Raw genomic sequence first — 17196 nt, forward strand, 5'->3', positions numbered from 1 at the left:
AGGAGACAAGAAATGGACGATTTCCCTTATCCGTTACCCCTTTTGCTGGACGGCGCGACGGATACCAACCTGATCGCCGCGGGCATGCCCGCCGACATCCGGCGGCCCGGCGGTCCCGGCATGGAACAATGGATTTTAGAACATCCGGAGGCCCTGACCAGGCTGCAAAACGCCTATATCAACGCGGGCGCGCGGGCCGTCTATGCCCCGACGTTTGCCGCAAACGCCGCCTGCCTGTCTCTGTATGGGCTGGAAAACGAGGTGGCGCGGCTCAACACGGAGCTGGTCAGGCTGAGCCAAAGCGTTGCCAAACCGCGCGGCGTGCTGGTGGGCGGCAACGTCTGCCCCAGCGGGCTTTTTGTCCCCCCCTTCGGAGAATCCGACTTCGACGACATTTATGATCTTTACCGCGAACAGATTCGCGCATTGGACGAGGCGGGTGTGGACTTCATCGCCATCGAATCGCAAACCTCACTGGCAGATATGCGCGCGGCGGTGCTGGCGGCCCGCGCGACCAACCTGCCCACCTTTGTCACACTGACGCTGGACGAAAGCGGGCGAACGGTGACCGGCTGTTCCCTGTTGCCCGCTCTGATTACATTGCAGGTGATGGGCGCGGACGCCGTCGGTCTGAACGGCCCCGTCGGCCCCATGCTGGAACAGCTGGAAGAAGTGCGCGCGCATACCGCGGTTCCCATCATCGTCAAGCCCTCCGCGCTGGCGGAAGACGGTTCCCTGCTCTCTCCTGAGCAATTCGCGGAGCATGCAAAGCAGCTTTTGGAGGCGGGGGCGCATATCTTTGGCGGATGCAGCGGCGCCACCCCGGCGCACATCGACGCGCTGGCGGAAATGCTGTGCGAATGCTCCCCGATGCGCGTACCGGAGGAGCCCGATTCCTACGCCGCCGCGATCGAAACGGAGGCTTTTTTCCTGGGCGACGACATCGTCTTCAGCGAACCGCTGGCCTGTACCAGCCATCTGGATGAGGATCTGATCGACTTGGACGACGACCGCTGCAACGCGGCGCTGGTGGAGGTGGAGAGCGTGGACGACGCACTCATCCTGTCGGAAAACAGCGGTATGACGCGGCTGCCCATCGCCGTACACTGCGACAGCGCGCCCGTACTGGAAGCCGCCCTGCGCTACTTCCAGGGCCGCCTGATTGTAGACAGCGAGTGCCAGCTGGAAGACGAGGTACTGGAACCGCTGGCTTCCAAATACGGAGCCATTCTCTATTAAATATCAGAGAACAGCCACGATATGGTCACTCTGAATCCTGTACAAAAACCGGCATTTCCGGAGCCTTGAAGGCTTTCGGAAATGCCGGTTCTTTTATTGTCTCTTATATCTTACGTTTCCTCGCCAAGCACAAGATCGTCCCGCCCGGTGAACACCTCCATGGTCATCCGCACACCAAGCCGGTAGCCGTGAATGAAACGGTCGGTCTTCGACAACGAGCTGAGCGCCGTCTCCGCCTCGATCAGCTTCCCGAACAATTCCTTTTCCGGCTCGTTCAGCGCTTCCCGGAGCATGTCCTCCGCTTCGCAGACCTGTTTCAGCGCCTTGTCATACACGGACCCGCGCCGGAAGGTCCGGTCCCGTATTTGCAGATTGCCTTTTGCAAACTGTTCCAGATAGCTTGTTTCCATATGTACCATCCTTTACATGATTTTTCACAACGCCTTGCCAGACCGCGGCGCACATGGTACAATATTTGTGCGGCGGTCCGGCAAGGGCTGTTGTGGGGGGAAAGTGGTGTTTACGTTGTTCGACGGTGCGCACCGCTTTCCTTTTTTATTTTTCGAGGGCTTCTATTCCATCACGTAATCCCTGAGGCCGCGAAACGCCCTTTTTCCTACAGTATTCATCAAGCTTTTTTAACTCTTCCTCTGTAAGGCGTACATCCACTCGCAAGTTTTTTGGATTCTCTGCAATGGGGCGTCCTCTCTTTTTGTTTGGCATGTACTCCCCCCTTTCCTGCCAACATAATAATCATAAATGTTTACCGCCAGAAAGTCAAGAAATATTTTACCGCCAAAAAATATTTGCTAATCTACATCCTTCTTATTTTTCCTGACCGTCATACATCATTTTAATACCGCGCCGGATCACTTCCGCTTTGGAAATTTTCATATTCATGCTGCATTCTTCCAACCTTTTAGAAGAATCTTCATCCAAGCGGATTTTCAGTACGATATTTTTAGGATTGTCTGTCGGTCGGCCTAATTTTTTCTCGCCCATTGTGTACCTCCTTTTTTATGAATCATTAGTAATACCATACTTTACAGGCCCATGAAAATCAATCCTATTTTGCTTATGTGAAATAATTTTACCTGATATATCCAATATCCTTCTTTATATCTGAAACAACCTAAAAAGAGGACGCTGCATCGCGTCCTCTTTTTATTCTCTTATCATGCCGTTTCAAAAAACTGCTTTTCAGGAAAGAGGCGTTTCGCCCTCTTCCTTTTCTTTACATAACTCTTCTATTTGCTCCCACTCCACGAGCGTATCGGGAGATTCTTCTTTCTGTTCGGCATATTCCAGCCCGTCGGTTTCCTCCGGCTCTGGGGTCGGCCGGCCCCGCGGCGAATCCGTCCAGCTGGAGAAGGCAAGGTAGATACCGGTGCAGGCCAGAAAAACGGCAACAATCGAGGCGGCCACGGACCAGTTTTCGATCCCGGCCGGCCCCAGCACCATTGCCACCAGACAGAGGATGGTCCCCACCTCATAAAAAATAAAGGAAAGTTTATGATCCGTCACTGCAATTCCTCCCGAAAAGATCGTTTAAAGGCGTTCCAACGCCCGGCTGAGGGCGGCAAACTGCTCCATCGTCAGCTGTTCCGCCCGCGCGTTCTGCGCGATACCAGCCGCGTCACAGGCCGCGGCAATTCGCTCCTTGGGAATTGACAAACCCGCTGCAATCGCATTAAGAATGGTCTTTCTGCGCTGGCCAAACGCCGCTTTGACCAGTGCGAAGAACTTCTTCTCATTGGGAATATCAATTGCGGCCTCCGGGCGCACATCCAACCGGATCACTGAGGAATCCACGTTGGGCGGCGGCAGGAAGCTCCCGCGCGACACCTGGAACAGCACACGCGGCTCCGCATAATACTGCACCGCCACGCTGACCGCGCCGCACTCCCGTTTGCCGGGCTGGGCGCAGAGCCGCTGCGCGGCCTCCTTCTGCACCATCACCGTCAATCCCGCGATGGGCAGCCGCTCCTCCAACAGACGCATGATGACCGGCGAGGTGATGTAATACGGCAGATTGGCGCAAACCACCACCTGCATCCCGGGGAATTCCTCCCGCAACAGCTTTTGCAAGTCCACCTTTAAAATATCGTCGTTGACCACTTTTACATTGCCGTAGGGCGCGAGCGTCTCCTCCAACACCGGGAGAAGCCGTTTGTCCAGCTCGACGGACACTACTTTTTCCGCGCGCTTCGCCAGCTCCACGGTCAGCACGCCGATGCCGGGGCCTACCTCCAACACGCCCACACCCGGCGCCGCGCCGCACTCCTCCGCCATACGCGGGCAGACCGACGGGTTGATTAAAAAGTTTTGGCCCAGAGACTTGGAAAACGTAAACCCATGGCGGGTCAGCAGCGCTTTGATGGCGCTGGGATCGGACAACCTGAATGTTTCCTGCAAAATGGCAACCTCCGAACGCCCGGATTGGGCTGATTTAGTATAAGTTTTAGTATATCATATTAATTTCCGATTTGCCATTGATTCCACCGTGAAAATCCTCTATCATAAATGTTGACCATATTTCGACACAGAGAGAGGGAACACCTATGCAGCGAACTGACAAAGAAAATTATTATCTGGATATTGCCGAAACCGTTTCCGAACGCGGCACCTGCCTGCGCCGCAATTTTGGCGCTATTATCGTTCACAATGACGAGATTGTTTCCACCGGTTACAACGGCGCGCCGCGCGGCCGCAAAAACTGCATCGATACCGGCGTCTGCATTCGGGAAAGCCTCGGCATCCCGCGCGGGGAACGATACGAAGTCTGCCGCGCGGTACACGCGGAGGCCAACGCCATCATCAGCGCCGCCCGGCGCGATATGATCGGCTCCACCCTGTATCTGGTCGGCAGGGACGCCAAGACCGGAGAATATGTGGAAAACCCGTCCAGCTGCTCCATGTGCAAGCGGCAGATCATCAACGCGGGCATCGCGCGCGTGGTCATCCGCCTGAACAAGACGGAGTTCACCAGCGTGGACGTCATGGACTGGGTCACCTTTGACGAATCACTGGAGGGCATCTTCGGCTATTGATGCATTTTCAGCATATAAAAGCAACCGTTCTTCGGTTCGGAAATCCCGCGAAGACATGTTTTTTATCCGGACATGAAAATTGCATATAAGAAAGGAAAGAGTGAACGGGCCGCGCATTCCGTTCACTCTTTCCTTATACGAAAATAAACCTTGTAATCTGTTCCATAAGGAAAACCGCCGCCGTAGACCCTACCGCCACGGTGAGCAGTCCCTTGTCCCGGTAAGCCAGCAGCAGCGCAACGACCATCCCGATGGAGGCGCACAGCACACTCTGCATCGTCACCGCTTCCGCAGTGGAAAACAGAATAGCCGGGAAGGTCATGGCCGCCAGCACCGCATACGGCACATAGGCCAAAAAGGAACGGATAAACCGGTTCTGAATTTTCTTTTTAAAAATCGCCAGGGGCAGCACGCGGATCACGTAGGTAACAACCGCCATCACAGCGATGGAAAGCAGGATACGCGTGTAGTCGATCATCCTTCCCCACCCGCCTTTTCCGGTTCCGGCGCTTCCTCGTCGATCGGGTAGCGCGCCGCCGCATAAGCGGATACCAGCACGGCGCAGATAATGATTACCCAGCCGGAGGAAATCTGGTTCAGCAGCGGCAGCCATTTAAACGCACAGCTCAGCACGATGGACAGTACGACAACCACAGCGACCGGCCTCGCCTTGCGGGCGGGCGGGATAATGATCGCGATGAACATGCCGTAAATCGCAATGCCGAGCGCGTCGCGCAGGGACATCGGCAGCAGCCCCGCCGCCGTCGCCCCCAGGAAGGTCCCCAGCGCCCAGCCCGCATAGGGGGTAACAATCAGACCGGACAGATACTTCGCGCTGACTTCCTCCTTCTGCTGGATCGCCACGGCGAAGATTTCATCCGTGATGCCGAAGGCCAGGATCCACCGCTGCAAATTTGTCATTTTCGCCTCCACCTTTTGGGAAAGGGAGAGCGACATCAGCATATAGCGGATGTTGATAATAAACGTAGTGATTGCAATTTCTATGTACATACCGCCCGTCAAAATGAGCTGCGTACCCGCCACCTGGCCCGCGGAGGTCAGATTGGTCATGGAGATCAGCAGCGCCACCCATACGGGCAGGCCGCCCTGCGTCGCCAGGATGCCGAACGCAAAGGACACGCTGAGGTATCCCAGGCAGATCGGCATGCCGTCCTTCAGCCCTTTTTGAAAGGTCAATGTTGATTGTTCCACTCTTTTGCTTCGCTCCAATATTTCTTTTTACAGCAGGCTGCAGACCAGGTCTCCCATCTCCTCGCAGGTCACGGTCTTCATGCCTTCCCTGGCGATGTCCGCGGTGCGTGCCTGCTTGAGGGCGGCGGAAACCGCGTTTTCAATCGCCTTGGCCGCTTCGGGCTGGTTCAGGGAATATTGCAGCATCATCGCAACGGAGAGGATCGTCGCCAGCGGGTTCGCCTTGCCGGTGCCCGCGATGTCCGGAGCGGAACCGTGGATCGGCTCATACAGGCCTGACTGGTCCGCGCCCAGGCTGGCGGAGGCCAGCATGCCGATGCTGCCGCTGATCATGGACGCTTCGTCGGAGAGGATGTCTCCAAAGATGTTGGAGGTGACAATGACGTCAAACTGCTGCGGGTTGCGCACCAGCTGCATGGCGCAGTTATCCACATACATGTTGCTCAGTTCCACATCCGGAAACTCTTCCGCGCCGATGCGGGCGACCGTCGCACGCCACAGGCGGGAGGATTCCAGCACGTTGGCCTTATCCACGCTGCACAGCTTCTTGCCGCGCTTGCGCGCCATGTCGAACGCCACGCGCGCGATGCGCTCAATTTCCGGCACGGTGTACATTTCGGTATCGTAGGCCGCTTCCGCGCCGTCGACCTCTTTGCGGCCGCGCTCGCCAAAATAGATGCCGCCGGTCAGCTCGCGCACCACCATCACGTCCAGCTTGCCGCCGATGATTTCCGCCTTCAGCGGAGAAGCGTCGCGCAGCTCGTCAAAGATGACCGCCGGGCGCAGGTTGGCAAACAGGCCCAGCGCGCCGCGGATCCCCAGCAGCCCCTTTTCCGGCCGCTGGTCGCCCGGCAGGGTATCCCATTTAGGGCCGCCGACCGCGCCCAGGAGCGTGGAATCCGCCGCTTTGCACTTGTCAATAGTGTCCTGCGGCAGGGGCGTGCCGGTTGCGTCGATGGCGCTGCCGCCCAGCAGGGCTTCGTCGTAGCTAACGCGGAAATCGAATTTTTCCGCCGCCCGATCCAGCACCTTGACCGCCTGATCTACAATTTCCGGGCCGATTCCGTCGCCCTTCAGCAATACAATTTTATATTCGTTCATCTATGATTTCCTCCTGATTTTTCTGTATGATATTTACGCATCCCTTCGGGAACAACCTATGTCTGTCCCGCGCGGGCAAAGCGTTAATTTATGCCTCTTGCTCGCCGCTGGCGCGGTTGATGGCGCAGATGATACCCTTGATGGAGGCCAGGCTGATATTGCCGTCCATACCGACGCCAAAGACCGTCTCGCCGTTCGGCGCCGTCAGCTGGATATAGGAAATCGCCTTGGAATCCGCGCCGGCGGAAACGGCGTGTTCACGATAAGTGATGAATTTATAGTCTTTAATCCCCACGGTGCGCAGCGCCTTAAAGAACGCATCAATCGGGCCGTTACCGGTCGCACTGACAATGTGATCCTCATGCATGAAGCGCAGATTGCCTTCAAAGTGCACGATGGTCTCGCCCTCTGCGTCGTTCTCTTCATACAATTTGTATTTCTTGAGATTGTAGGGATACCGCAGGTCCAAATACTCACGGCGGAAAATCGCAAAGATTTCGTTGGGCTGCATCTCGCGTCCCGCCTCGTCGCAGGCCGCCTTGACCATTGCGCCGAACTCGGGGTGCATCGCCTTGGGCAGCTCGTATCCAAAATTCTGCTGCATGATAAAGGCCGCGCCGCCCTTGCCGGACTGGCTGTTGATCCGGATGATCGGCTCGTATTCTCTGCCGACGTCCGCCGGGTCGATCGGCAGGTACGGCACCTCCCAGTATTCCGTGCCGCTCTGGCTCATGTATTCGACGCCCTTCTTGATCGCGTCCTGATGCGATCCGGAGAACGCCGTAAACACCAGGTTTCCCGCATAGGGATGGCGGTCATGCACCTTCATGCGGGTGCATTTCTCATAAATTTCACGCACGTCCTTGACATGGGAGAAATCCAGCTCCGGATCGACGCCCTGGGAATACAGGTTCATCGCCACATTCATAATATCGGCGTTACCGGTGCGCTCGCCGTTGCCGAAGAGCGTTCCTTCCACACGGTCCGCCCCTGCCAGGATGCCCAACTCCGTCGCGGCGGTCGCGGTGCCGCGGTCGTTGTGCGGATGCAGGCTGATAATCAGGCTGTCACGGTCTTTGATCTTACGGCAGAAATATTCGATCTGATCCGCATGATGGTTCGGGGTGCTCATCTCGACGGTGTTGGGCAGATTCAAGATCAGCTTGTTTTCCGGCGTGGGCTGGAGAACATCCATGACCGCTTCACAGATTGCAACGGCGTTATCCATCTCCGTGCCGGAAAAGCTCTCCGGAGAATACTCGTAGCGGATATTCATGCCGGTGCGCGCGACTTCCTCGTCGGTCAGTTCCTTGATGAGCTTTGCGCCGTTGACCGCAATATCGATGACGCCCTGCATATCGGTCTTGAAAACCACCTTGCGCTGCAGGGTGGAAGTGGAATTGTAAAAATGGACGATGACATTTTTTGCGCCCTTGATGGCTTCAAACGTCTTTTTGATCAGATGCGGACGCGCCTGCACCAACACCTGAATGGTCACGTCGTCCGGAATCAGGTTCCGGTCAATCAGCGTGCGGCATATTTCATATTCCGTTTCGGACGCAGACGGGAATCCAATTTCAATTTCTTTGAACCCGATGTCCACGAGGGTCTGGAAAAAGAGCAGCTTTTCTTCCAGATTCATCGGGTCGATCAGCGCCTGGTTGCCATCGCGCAGGTCCACGCTGCACCAGGTCGGGGCCTTTGTAATCACTTTGTCCGGCCATGTGCGGTCCGGCAGTGCGACCGGCTCAAAGGGAATATACTTTTTAAAGCGTTCGTACATATCAATTTCCTCCTATTAAAATAAAACATATAATACAGAATAAAAAAGCCCCGAACTTCTATCAAGAAGTTCGGGGCGAATCATCAAATCCGCGGTACCACCCAAATTCAGCGCAAAAGCGCCCTCAAGCCTCCAACAAGGCCCCGGCCTGTAACGCCGCCACGCGTCCGGTTCTACCAAAGAGTTCAAACCGGCAGCTCAGGGATGAGCTATACACACGCATCTTCCCACCGGTTCGCACCAATCACCGGCTCTCTGGAGAAAAGAAACCTGTCTTATTCCCGTCATTGCCTTTTAATATGTTACTATCATAATAGCGCCGCCGTCAAAAAATGTCAAGGGGTTTTCTCATCTTTTTCAATGTAACGGCTGAATGCGCGGTCCGCCGCCTCGCGCGCAATATCCGTCAGCTGCTTTTCCTCGGTCTTCTCCTCTCCATGTCCTTTGGGAAGGATGTCGTACACCTCCGCCACCATGGAGCGCATCCAGAGGCCGGGCGTAATGCGCATGGAATAACCGCAGCCGTTTTCCGTCATCCAGTCATAAAAACTGGCGCGCGGCAGGCCGTACGCGGAAAGAATGGACATCAGCGTGCCGCCGTGCGCGACCACCACTGCGGAGGTCGTGCCGGAACGCAGCATATCTTCCACCAGCTTTTCAAACGCTTTACAGGTGCGGTAGACCAGCTGCGCGGTGCTTTCCCCATTGGGCGGCGCGGCGTTATGACCGTTCTCCATCCATTTGAGGAAATTTTCATCCTCCGCCGCAAGCTGCTTGGCAGTCTTGCCCTCCCAGTCGCCAAAGTCGCATTCCCGGAAGTCGTCGATCACCTCCGGCCGTGCGTCCGGATACAGAATGCGCAGCGTTTCCCGGCAGCGGGTCAACGGGCTGGTATAATACGTCTGCGCCAGCGGATAGCCGTATTTCTCCTTCAATTCCTGTAACGCGTCGATTCCCTCCTGCGCCAGCGGAGAATCGGTTCTGCCCACATATTGTCCCAAGAGGTTTCCTTCCGTCAGCCCGTGACGGATCAAATGAATGGTGTAAGATTTCATACGCAGCGGCGCTAAACGGCTAAAAAACATCCTTTTCCCTGCCCTTGCGCCTGCAACCACCTTTCCAGATTGTAAATTATGGTTTATTTTTACAGTTTAACCGCTGAGTCTTGTGCCGAAAAATTTGTCGCATACTGTATCTAGCGGTTTACAAAATGTTGTATTTAGTATATACTTTACTGTACGTTATCCCATTTTACCTGCTATTTCGACAAGCGCCGCAGGCCTCTGCGGCTTAAGTGCGCCCATTTTGGGGCGCCGGACTGCGGTGCTTGTAACAATATCCAACAAACGGGGTGGAGGATCGAAAATGAATCATCATTTTCCCAGGATTATTACGCTCTTGCGCAAGGAACGCGGCTTGAGCCAGAAAAGCGCCGCAGAACAGCTCGGCGTTTCCCAGGCGTTGCTTTCGCACTATGAAAAGGGCATCCGCGAATGCGGGCTGGAGTTTGTCGTCCGGGTTGCGGACTTTTATAATGTTTCCACAGATTATCTTCTCGGCAGAAGCCCGCACCGCACCGGCGCGATGATCACCGTCGAGGACCTCCCGGAGCCGGACGCCGCCGGCAAGGAAAATGTATTTAAAGGCAGCTTGCTGCCCACGCTGAATAAAAAGCTGATTGCCAATTCCCTGAACATCATTTACAGCATCCTGCAAAAATGCAATAACAAGCACCTGACCACGGAGATTTCCGCTTTTTTGAGCGTTGCGGTCTACAAGGCGTTTCGCCTGTTGTATTCCTCCAACGGGAAAAATCCACAGGGGCTGTTTTCCATTTCACAGAGATTGAGCAACGGCCGCGCCAATGCAGCGCAGGAAGTGGCTATCTCCAACGCGGAAGCGCTTTCCTGCGGCGAAAACGTGGACGATATGGAGGGATTGGACAAGGAATTGCTTCCCGTGCTCTCGCCGGAACAGCTTTCCGCCGAATATCCGCTGTTCTCCTCCTCCCTGTTTAACCTGATCCAGAATGCGGAAGCCCGCATGGGCAGCAAAAAGCAGGGAAACACGCCGCGTACAAAAGCCAAAAAATAGATGATTTTATTATAGCAGATAAATAGTAGAATGCAACCAGCAGATCAGACAAGCCGTTTGTTTTAAAACAAACGGCTTTTTATGATTCCTCCAGCAAACAGGCCGCTGGCTCTGCCGGTGATAATCTGAATCCATGATTCAAATTATCTTTTCCCCATCGTGCGGGCAATCACAAAAACGCCCGCCAGCGTTTCGCCTATAGACAAGCCTAATAGCAAGCCTGAAACGATGTCACGGGCCACCGATCCCGCGTAAAAATGTGAAGCAGCGTAAAAAATGATTCCGACACAAATGAGGACTATACCCAGCAACAGATTTTTTTGTTTATCCAGATTCTGTACGCGTTCCAACATGTCCAATATCTGCTGTTCGTCATAAATGCGAATACTGTCCTTTTCCTTCATTTCTCCATCCATTAATTCAGCAACTGTCATGTCCAATTCTTTGCACAGCGCTTCTATTACGCCATAGTCGGGCATGCATTTCCCGGTTTCCCATTTTGAAATGGTTTTGTTTGACACGTTAAGCTTTTCAGCAAGCTGTTCCTGCGTCAGGTTTTTTTCCTTGCGCTTTTTCATGATGAATTGCCCGATTACAATTTGATTCATTCCACACGCCTCCGATCTGTTTTATGCTGATTTTACTATTTTCAACTTGAAAATCACATCCCCTGTTGAGCGAATCCGGGTGGAATCATGGTTTTCTATTCATGTCCAACCGGTTTTCTGTGGACTTTTCGCGTTTTCAAGGCTGTAATATCGGTATTTGCTGATAGTCTGTCCCACATCTTTTCCCGCAATCTTACAGACCATCTTGCCCCATGGAAAATATGATTCTATAAAGTTAAATACCGAATAGACAATCCCGCCGGTTCATGGTAGAATAAAGCAAAATCAAGAATCATAAAGAAGGGCATATTGTGATGAAAAGAACGCTGATTGCTGCTTTTTGTATATTCGTAATGCTTTTTAACGTCTTTGGCTGTTCCGCAGACATAAGCGAGGAGGACGCCCGTCTCCTGTCTGATACAACGGATATTTCCGGTATCGAAATCCCGGAAAATGTCCGGGTGGTCGCTTTGGGAGAATCCACACATGGGACAAAGGAATATCACATCATGCGCAAAGACGTGTTCTCCCATCTGCTGGATACCTACGGCTGCCGGACGTTTCTTTTGGAGGCTTCCTTCGGAAGCTGTTTGTATATCAATCAATATATCCTTGGAGGTTCTGAACCCGGCACCGCGGGCGAAGCCATACAATATCTGGAGTCCTGGGTATATCATACAAACGAATTCAAACAGCTTATCGAGTGGATGCACGATTATAATCAAACCGTGGAAAAGGACAAACAACTCCATTTTTACGGCGTCGATATGCAGGAAGGCGCCCACGCCAGTGCGTATCTGTTATCCTATATCCGGTCTGTTTTCCCTGATAAGGCCAACGATTATGAGCCGCTGCTGTCTGTATTGAAAGATCCGTCTTACCCGTTAGAGGGACAGGACACATCCCCTGTCAGGAACGCTTTGGAACAGATTCAGGTGGAGATGGAGCAATCACAGGATCAATACATAGAAAACAGCAGCCTATCTGAGTTTCAAATCGCCCGGGAATGCATACAGGCATTAAAAGAATTCGTTATGAGCCTTTCTTTTAAATATGTTGACCCGGAAAAGGACCTGGAGAAATTTGCCGAAGGCTGCGCATTGCGCGACTCCTGTATGGCGGCCCGCGTTGAAACGATTCTGGCGTTGGATCAGGCCGATATGGTGTTCCTCACCGGGCACAACGCTCATGTAACACGCCGGTCCGCCATCCGGGAGGGGATTCCCCCTGTAAAGGCGATGGGCGAGCTTTTGTCAGACCGGCTGGGCGATGCATATTTTTCCATTGGCACCGCGTTTTGTGAAGGAACCCTAAAGGCAATTGACTATAACCAGGGCGGTTTTAAAGAGTTTTACGTCAAAGAGACACATCCGTTTATCAAACTTTTCGCGAATCTGCCGGGTCAAAATTGGTACATAAATTTTTCCGATATAAAAGAAAGCGATCCCGCCATGCAATACCTGGAAGAAGAACACGACATCCTGAATGTGGGCGCCGTGTACAGCCGGGAGCTGGACTTTGAAGGGAACAAGGACGTCATGGCCGTCCGTTTTCCAGCCACTCTAAAAAATGAATGGGACGGGATGCTCATTTATAAAAAGACCAACCCCACGATCATCCGCACACGATTTTAAAACATGAATTCGTTTCTGCTGCCTGACAGGAGAATCGCTGAGTGTATAAAGCAAGCCGCTTTGTTGCTGGACAAAGCGGCTTTTCCATTTTCAGATTTTGTTAAGATTTTCGTCAGATAAAAATGAAACAACACTTCCCATCCTGTGGTGTAATAGCAATCAGAAAGGGAGTGTTCTTTTTGTCTTACGAATCCAATGTCAACCGCCGCAGAACCGCTTCTTATGGAAAACGGCCAAAAAAGAAGCGGCCTCCGGTTTTTCTTTTCATCCTGCTTTGCGTACTGTGTATCGTTGCATTTATCACCGTACGGGATTTCAATCCCCCGCTTCAGACAATTTCAGGCCATCGCGCGGAAAACGTGCAGAGCTTGCTTTCTTCCGGGACTCTGCCAGCCGTCGCGGAGCCGGAGTCCCTGTACAGCCGCTGTGTTGTGCTGGAGGATTTACAGAGCGGCGCCGTTCTGCTGGACAAGCAGGGCGCGGAAAAAGCCTATCCCGCATCTCTCACCAAGATGATGACGGCGCTCGTCGCCCTGGAATGCTTTCCAGACCTCAGTCAGACCGTCGTTTTGACAGATCGGGACTTTGCCGGCCTGTTTGAACAAAACGCTTCCATGGCCGGTTTCCAGCCGAATCAGGAGGTGCAGATCCATGACCTCCTATACGGCCTGATGCTTCCCTCAGGCGCGGAGGCAGCCGCCGCGCTTGCCAACCACGCCGCCGGTTCACAGGAGGCTTTTGTCGAACTGATGAACCAGAAAGCCCATGCACTGGGAATGGATGACACGCACTTTGTCAACGTCACCGGCCTGCACGACTCGGAACACTACACAACCGCAAGGGATATGACCACGCTTCTGTATACCGCTTTGCAAAATCCTGATTTTCGGGCAATCTTCACCGCTGAACGCCGCTCCACGCGTGAAACCGCCACCCATCCGGGCATCACCTTTTACAGCACCCTGTTTCAGGACTTGGACTCCCCCGCTTTTTCCGGCGGACAGCTTCTGGGCGGCAAAACCGGCTATACACAGGAAGCGGGCCTGTGTCTGGCAAGCCTGGCGGAAAAGAACGGCAGGGAGTACATCCTCATCACCATGGACGCGCCGGGCGATCACAATACAGAGCCACTCCACATTCTGGACGCACTCACAGTCTATGAAGCCATATTATCGTGACAGACGCTCCATTCTCCTGCGGGCCAGCAGCTTTCTGACCGCCCGCCGTCCCTGGAGAGTCGGCGCTGCGTAGCCCTTGCACAGGCATGGCAGGTTAAAAAGATTGTCCGGCATCTGCGCCGCCTCCAATGCGGTTTTGCACAGCAGCGCATATAATTCGCTTTTGTAATAGATTGTATGGTCGCCGGCGACCACGGCCGGGGCATCAAAATGAATTTGAATGAAACCGGCTTCTTCTAGCTCCCGCAGCGCGGCGCTCCGCTCTTTTACCGTTTCCATCGAGTCCTCTGGTCTCTGAATCCACACGTTGTCCAGCGCGGTCATTGCCAGATCCTCTTCCCGGTCGTTGCGCAGTTCAAACCGGGCTACCGGGAATCGCTCCCAGCGCATCTTTAATAGCATCTTTTTCTGTAATGTTGACAGGTGCATTTATTCCACATTCCTTTCAAGATCATATAAGGCCGTACTGTATTTCATCGCCAGGATACGCAGAACCGATTCATCCAGCCGTTCTTCCGAGACGACGCCGTCCTGCACCGCCGTCAGCAGCGCGCGGTAATCCGCCTCGATACTAGAAGACAGCAGCAGGTCGTTTCCCGCGTTCACTGCCGCGGGGCAGGGGTTTTCTCCATCTGTATACGACGGAATCGCCTGCATGGAGAGATCGTCTGTCAGAATCAAACCGGTAAACCCCAGCTTGTCCCGCAGGATTTCATGCACCTGTGGGGAAAGCGACGCCGGCCGGTCCGGGTCCATACACTCCACAATGTTGTGGGAAACCAAGACCATCGGCGCGCCCGCCTCGATCCCCGCCGCAAACGGAAGAAAATCTTCCTGTTCAAACGTTTCATAGGGCCGTTGGTCCACCGCCACGCCGGTGTGCGTATCTACATTATTCCCATATCCGGGAAAGTGTTTGAGCGTACAGGCCATCTTCTGACTATTATACGCCAGGACGGAGGTTTTTACAAAATCCGCCGTCTCCCTGCCTTCTTTGCCGAAGGAACGCGCATAGATAAAATCGGACGGATCCGTGGAAACGTCCGCGTCCGGCGCAAAGTTTACATTGATCCCCAGTGATTGCAGCAGCTTTACTTTTTGCAGGGTATCCTCCGTAATCCCCTCCATCCCGCCGCTTTGGAAGACCGCCTGCGGGGAACGGAATGGCTTCTCCGCCAGCATGGGCTTCCGGCTGACGCGCACCACCGTGCCGCCCTCCTCATCTACCGCCAGCAGCATGGGGATTTCACTCGCCTGCTGATAGGCGTCCAGTTCCGCCCGCACCTGCTCCGCCGTCTTACCGTCGAAGTCCCTGGCAAACAGCATAAAACCGCCCGGCTGATATTGCCGGACCGTATCCAGGGCATCTTCCGCCGGACAACGGAATAAAAACATCTGCGCCACCTTTTCCTCCAGCGTCATCGTATCCAGCTCTTCCCTTGCTGCCGCATAGCCCTCTGCAAACAGGCCGTAGGACGGCTGCTCTTCTTTCTGTTCCGCTTCGCTGGAACTTATCGGCTGCGCATCGGACGACGGCTCTGCCGCCTGTGCGGAGCTGCTCTGCACAACGGAAGCAGATGGAGCAACCGAGCTGTCCGCTTCCACATCTGCCGTTCCGCATGCTGAAAGAACGCAAAGCAGCAAGGCAGCCAACAGGCACGCAAAATCTTTTTTTAAATGAAACATTTTCCAATTTCCCCTTATAAATTCGAAAGGGCTGAACCACAATTGACAGAGCACACAAAAACCGGCCAAATTTGATGATTCCCCCCGTTAAAGTCGGGGGGAATCATTCTTATCCTGCCAATCGTTTGTGCAAAACCTGCATTGTGGTCCAGCCACTTATATTGACGCCAACTCCGTTTATTCCTTGACCAGCTCGCGGTAAACGCGCATATAATCGTTGGCGGATTTGCCCCAGCTGTTGTCGCAGCGCATGGCGCGCTCCACCAGGATTTTCCATCCCTCCTGATTATAATAGCCTTCCAGCGCACGGTGCACCGCATGGAGCATGTCGCCGCTGTTGTAAGTGCGGAAGGTAAAGCCGTTTCCGCTGCCGTCGCCGCTGTCCTGAATAGAATCCTTCAGTCCACCGGTCTCACGCACTACCGGAATGGTTCCATACCGCAGAGAGATCATCTGGGACAACCCGCAGGGCTCGCTCTTGCTGGGCATCAGGAAGATGTCCGCACCCGCATAGATTTTACGAGAAAGCTCCGGCACAAAACCAAAACAGGCGCACAGGCGGCCTGGATACTTGTTCTGCATCTCGCGGAAGAAATTTTCGTACTCAAAATCACCGGAACCCAAAATGGCAAACTGCATATTGGTCTCCCACATCAGCTGATCCAGCGCTTCCTTGACGAGGTCGAGCCCCTTGTGGGACACCATGCGCGTAACCATGCCAACCAGCGGCACATTCGCATCCTGCGCAAGGCCCAGACGCTCCTGCAGCGCGCGTTTGTTCTCCGCCTTATTGCTGAAATCATCCGCCGAGAAGTTTGCATAAATATCCTTATCGGTAGCCGGGTCATAGCTGATGGTGTCGATGCCGTTCAGAATACCGCAAAGCTTCCAGGCCCGCTCGCGAAGAATGCCGTCCAGCTCATGGGAATACCATGGGTCCAGAATCTCCTGCGCGTATGTCGGACTGACGGTCGTGACCTTGTGGGCTGTCTCAATCGCGCCCTTCATCAGGTTAACGCAGTCGTCATACTCCAAAATATGGTTTTCGGACTTCGGGATACCCAGAACGTCCTCGACCAGCTCCTTGCCGTACTTGCCCTGGTACTGGATATTGTGAATGGTGATAATCGTCTTAATGCCGCGGTACCACTCGTTATTCGCATAGAAAATGCTGTAATAGATCGGCACCAGAGCGGTCTGCCAGTCGTTGCAGTGGATGATGTCCGGCTTAAAATCGATATACGGCAGCATTTCCAGCGCCGCGCGGGACAGGAACGCAAAGCGCTCCGCGTCGTCGTAGTGGCCGTACAGGCCCTTGCGCTTGAAATAGTACTGGTTGTCGATCAGGTAGTAGATGACGCCGCCGGAGCGCGCCTCAAAGACGCCGCAATACTGCCTGCGCCATGCCACCGGTACAGAAAGGCTGGTAACAAACCGCATATTATCGCGCAGTTCCTGCGGAACCTCCTCATACAGCGGCATCACAACGCGGCAGCCGACAAGCCGCGCGCGCAGCGCCTGCGGCAGGGAACCCGCCACATCCGCCAAACCGCCGGTCGCTGCAAACGGCCGGGCCTCACTGGTACAATATAGAACTTTCATACTGACTCC

19 protein-coding genes and 1 other annotated feature are annotated in these 17196 nt (G+C 54.2%); of the genes, 5 read left to right on the top strand and 14 right to left on the bottom strand.

Features of this window, described 5'->3' with window-relative positions; translation table 11 throughout:
• The first annotated feature begins 12 nt into the window (after positions 1-12).
• Positions 13-1239: a homocysteine S-methyltransferase family protein gene (locus tag I4V53_RS06145; protein ID WP_195984592.1), complete on the top strand. Its 1227-nt coding sequence runs from the start codon at positions 13-15 to the stop codon at positions 1237-1239.
• 110 nt (positions 1240-1349) lie between these two features.
• Here I4V53_RS06145 and I4V53_RS06150 read toward each other — a convergent pair whose 3' ends face one another.
• The 5 genes from I4V53_RS06150 to rsmA all read right to left on the bottom strand — a co-directional run bounded on the left by I4V53_RS06150 (position 1350) and on the right by rsmA (position 3654).
• On the bottom strand, positions 1350-1649 hold the full coding sequence (locus I4V53_RS06150) for a DUF6809 family protein (protein ID WP_195984594.1): 300 nt from the start codon (positions 1647-1649) through the stop codon (positions 1350-1352).
• 145 nt (positions 1650-1794) lie between these two features.
• Positions 1795-1962, bottom strand: a complete 168-nt coding sequence (locus I4V53_RS06155) for a ribbon-helix-helix protein, CopG family (RefSeq protein ID WP_195984596.1) — start codon at positions 1960-1962, stop codon at positions 1795-1797.
• 102 nt (positions 1963-2064) lie between these two features.
• On the bottom strand, positions 2065-2241 hold the full coding sequence (locus I4V53_RS06160; protein WP_195984598.1) for a CopG family transcriptional regulator: 177 nt from the start codon (positions 2239-2241) through the stop codon (positions 2065-2067).
• A 198-nt stretch (positions 2242-2439) separates the two neighbouring features.
• Positions 2440-2763 carry a hypothetical protein gene (locus I4V53_RS06165; protein WP_195984600.1) on the bottom strand — a complete coding sequence of 108 codons (324 nt, stop codon included), beginning with the start codon at positions 2761-2763 and terminating at the stop codon, positions 2440-2442.
• Between the two features lie 24 nt (positions 2764-2787).
• Positions 2788-3654 (bottom strand): 16S rRNA (adenine(1518)-N(6)/adenine(1519)-N(6))-dimethyltransferase RsmA, encoded by an 867-nt coding sequence (gene rsmA / locus I4V53_RS06170; protein ID WP_195984602.1) that lies wholly within the window; start codon positions 3652-3654, stop codon positions 2788-2790.
• Between the two features lie 146 nt (positions 3655-3800).
• On the opposite strand from rsmA, the gene I4V53_RS06175 reads away from it, so the two are divergent.
• Positions 3801-4289: a deoxycytidylate deaminase gene (locus I4V53_RS06175; RefSeq protein ID WP_195984604.1), complete on the top strand. Its 489-nt coding sequence runs from the start codon at positions 3801-3803 to the stop codon at positions 4287-4289.
• Positions 4290-4422: 133 nt separating this feature from the next.
• Here the strand turns inward: I4V53_RS06175 and I4V53_RS06180 are convergent, their stop codons facing one another.
• The 5 genes from I4V53_RS06180 to I4V53_RS06200 all read right to left on the bottom strand — a co-directional run bounded on the left by I4V53_RS06180 (position 4423) and on the right by I4V53_RS06200 (position 9470).
• A complete protein-coding gene (locus tag I4V53_RS06180) occupies positions 4423-4767 on the bottom strand; it encodes an AzlD domain-containing protein (RefSeq protein ID WP_195984607.1) in 345 nt (114 codons plus the stop codon).
• On the bottom strand, positions 4764-5456 hold the full coding sequence (locus tag I4V53_RS06185) for an AzlC family ABC transporter permease (RefSeq protein ID WP_195984770.1): 693 nt from the start codon (positions 5454-5456) through the stop codon (positions 4764-4766). The genes I4V53_RS06180 and I4V53_RS06185 overlap by 4 nt, the downstream gene beginning before the upstream one ends.
• A 72-nt stretch (positions 5457-5528) precedes the next feature.
• Positions 5529-6602 carry a 3-isopropylmalate dehydrogenase gene (leuB, locus tag I4V53_RS06190; RefSeq protein ID WP_195984609.1) on the bottom strand — a complete coding sequence of 358 codons (1074 nt, stop codon included), beginning with the start codon at positions 6600-6602 and terminating at the stop codon, positions 5529-5531.
• 88 nt (positions 6603-6690) lie between these two features.
• Positions 6691-8385, bottom strand: coding sequence for a 2-isopropylmalate synthase (gene leuA, locus I4V53_RS06195; protein ID WP_195984611.1), 1695 nt, complete (start codon positions 8383-8385; stop codon positions 6691-6693).
• A 68-nt stretch (positions 8386-8453) separates the two neighbouring features.
• Positions 8454-8682, bottom strand: a binding site (T-box leader).
• A 38-nt stretch (positions 8683-8720) separates the two neighbouring features.
• A complete protein-coding gene (locus tag I4V53_RS06200) occupies positions 8721-9470 on the bottom strand; it encodes a histidine phosphatase family protein (protein ID WP_286167051.1) in 750 nt (249 codons plus the stop codon).
• Positions 9471-9750: 280 nt separating this feature from the next.
• Between I4V53_RS06200 and I4V53_RS06205 the strand changes: the two genes are divergently transcribed.
• On the top strand, positions 9751-10479 hold the full coding sequence (locus I4V53_RS06205) for a helix-turn-helix domain-containing protein (protein ID WP_195984613.1): 729 nt from the start codon (positions 9751-9753) through the stop codon (positions 10477-10479).
• A 143-nt stretch (positions 10480-10622) separates the two neighbouring features.
• Here I4V53_RS06205 and I4V53_RS06210 read toward each other — a convergent pair whose 3' ends face one another.
• Positions 10623-11087: a helix-turn-helix domain-containing protein gene (locus tag I4V53_RS06210; RefSeq protein WP_195984614.1), complete on the bottom strand. Its 465-nt coding sequence runs from the start codon at positions 11085-11087 to the stop codon at positions 10623-10625.
• 314 nt (positions 11088-11401) lie between these two features.
• On the opposite strand from I4V53_RS06210, the gene I4V53_RS06215 reads away from it, so the two are divergent.
• Together I4V53_RS06215 and I4V53_RS06220 are read left to right on the top strand one after the other, a co-directional pair.
• On the top strand, positions 11402-12721 hold the full coding sequence (locus tag I4V53_RS06215) for an erythromycin esterase family protein (RefSeq protein ID WP_286167056.1): 1320 nt from the start codon (positions 11402-11404) through the stop codon (positions 12719-12721).
• Positions 12722-12900: 179 nt separating this feature from the next.
• A complete protein-coding gene (locus tag I4V53_RS06220) occupies positions 12901-13899 on the top strand; it encodes a D-alanyl-D-alanine carboxypeptidase family protein (RefSeq protein WP_286167052.1) in 999 nt (332 codons plus the stop codon).
• Here I4V53_RS06220 and I4V53_RS06225 read toward each other — a convergent pair.
• The 3 genes from I4V53_RS06225 to glgA form a co-directional block, all read right to left on the bottom strand.
• Positions 13891-14328: a hypothetical protein gene (locus tag I4V53_RS06225; RefSeq protein ID WP_195984618.1), complete on the bottom strand. Its 438-nt coding sequence runs from the start codon at positions 14326-14328 to the stop codon at positions 13891-13893. The two genes, I4V53_RS06220 and I4V53_RS06225, sit on opposite strands and share 9 nt — an antisense overlap.
• The gene (locus I4V53_RS06230) at positions 14329-15585 is read right to left on the bottom strand and encodes a glycoside hydrolase family 3 protein (protein ID WP_195984619.1); all 1257 of its coding nucleotides are present in this window, start codon (positions 15583-15585) and stop codon (positions 14329-14331) included.
• Between the two features lie 177 nt (positions 15586-15762).
• Positions 15763-17187, bottom strand: coding sequence for a glycogen synthase GlgA (gene glgA, locus I4V53_RS06235; RefSeq protein ID WP_195984620.1), 1425 nt, complete (start codon positions 17185-17187; stop codon positions 15763-15765).
• Positions 17188-17196 lie beyond the last annotated feature (9 nt).

Origin of the sequence: Clostridium sp. D33t1_170424_F3, assembly GCF_015667585.1 — a bacterium.
Lineage (GTDB): Bacteria > Bacillota > Clostridia > Oscillospirales > Acutalibacteraceae > Anaeromassilibacillus.

Bases quoted from the DNA above. Each gene is read 5' to 3' on its own strand.
- I4V53_RS06180 (WP_195984607.1), bottom strand. From the start codon at position 4,767: ATGATCGACTACACGCGTATCCTGCTTTCCATCGCTGTGATGGCGGTT.
- I4V53_RS06150 (WP_195984594.1), bottom strand. From the start codon at position 1,649: ATGGAAACAAGCTATCTGGAACAGTTTGCAAAAGGCAATCTGCAAATA.
- I4V53_RS06225 (WP_195984618.1), bottom strand. From the start codon at position 14,328: ATGCACCTGTCAACATTACAGAAAAAGATGCTATTAAAGATGCGCTGG.
- I4V53_RS06185 (WP_195984770.1), bottom strand. From the start codon at position 5,456: ATGCCGATCTGCCTGGGATACCTCAGCGTGTCCTTTGCGTTCGGCATC.
- I4V53_RS06205 (WP_195984613.1), top strand. From the start codon at position 9,751: ATGAATCATCATTTTCCCAGGATTATTACGCTCTTGCGCAAGGAACGC.
- I4V53_RS06155 (WP_195984596.1), bottom strand. From the start codon at position 1,962: ATGCCAAACAAAAAGAGAGGACGCCCCATTGCAGAGAATCCAAAAAAC.
- I4V53_RS06175 (WP_195984604.1), top strand. From the start codon at position 3,801: ATGCAGCGAACTGACAAAGAAAATTATTATCTGGATATTGCCGAAACC.
- I4V53_RS06145 (WP_195984592.1), top strand. From the start codon at position 13: ATGGACGATTTCCCTTATCCGTTACCCCTTTTGCTGGACGGCGCGACG.
- leuA (WP_195984611.1), bottom strand. From the start codon at position 8,385: ATGTACGAACGCTTTAAAAAGTATATTCCCTTTGAGCCGGTCGCACTG.
- I4V53_RS06230 (WP_195984619.1), bottom strand. From the start codon at position 15,585: ATGTTTCATTTAAAAAAAGATTTTGCGTGCCTGTTGGCTGCCTTGCTG.
- glgA (WP_195984620.1), bottom strand. From the start codon at position 17,187: ATGAAAGTTCTATATTGTACCAGTGAGGCCCGGCCGTTTGCAGCGACC.
- I4V53_RS06200 (WP_286167051.1), bottom strand. From the start codon at position 9,470: ATGTTTTTTAGCCGTTTAGCGCCGCTGCGTATGAAATCTTACACCATT.
- leuB (WP_195984609.1), bottom strand. From the start codon at position 6,602: ATGAACGAATATAAAATTGTATTGCTGAAGGGCGACGGAATCGGCCCG.
- I4V53_RS06160 (WP_195984598.1), bottom strand. From the start codon at position 2,241: ATGGGCGAGAAAAAATTAGGCCGACCGACAGACAATCCTAAAAATATC.
- I4V53_RS06215 (WP_286167056.1), top strand. From the start codon at position 11,402: ATGAAAAGAACGCTGATTGCTGCTTTTTGTATATTCGTAATGCTTTTT.
- I4V53_RS06210 (WP_195984614.1), bottom strand. From the start codon at position 11,087: ATGAATCAAATTGTAATCGGGCAATTCATCATGAAAAAGCGCAAGGAA.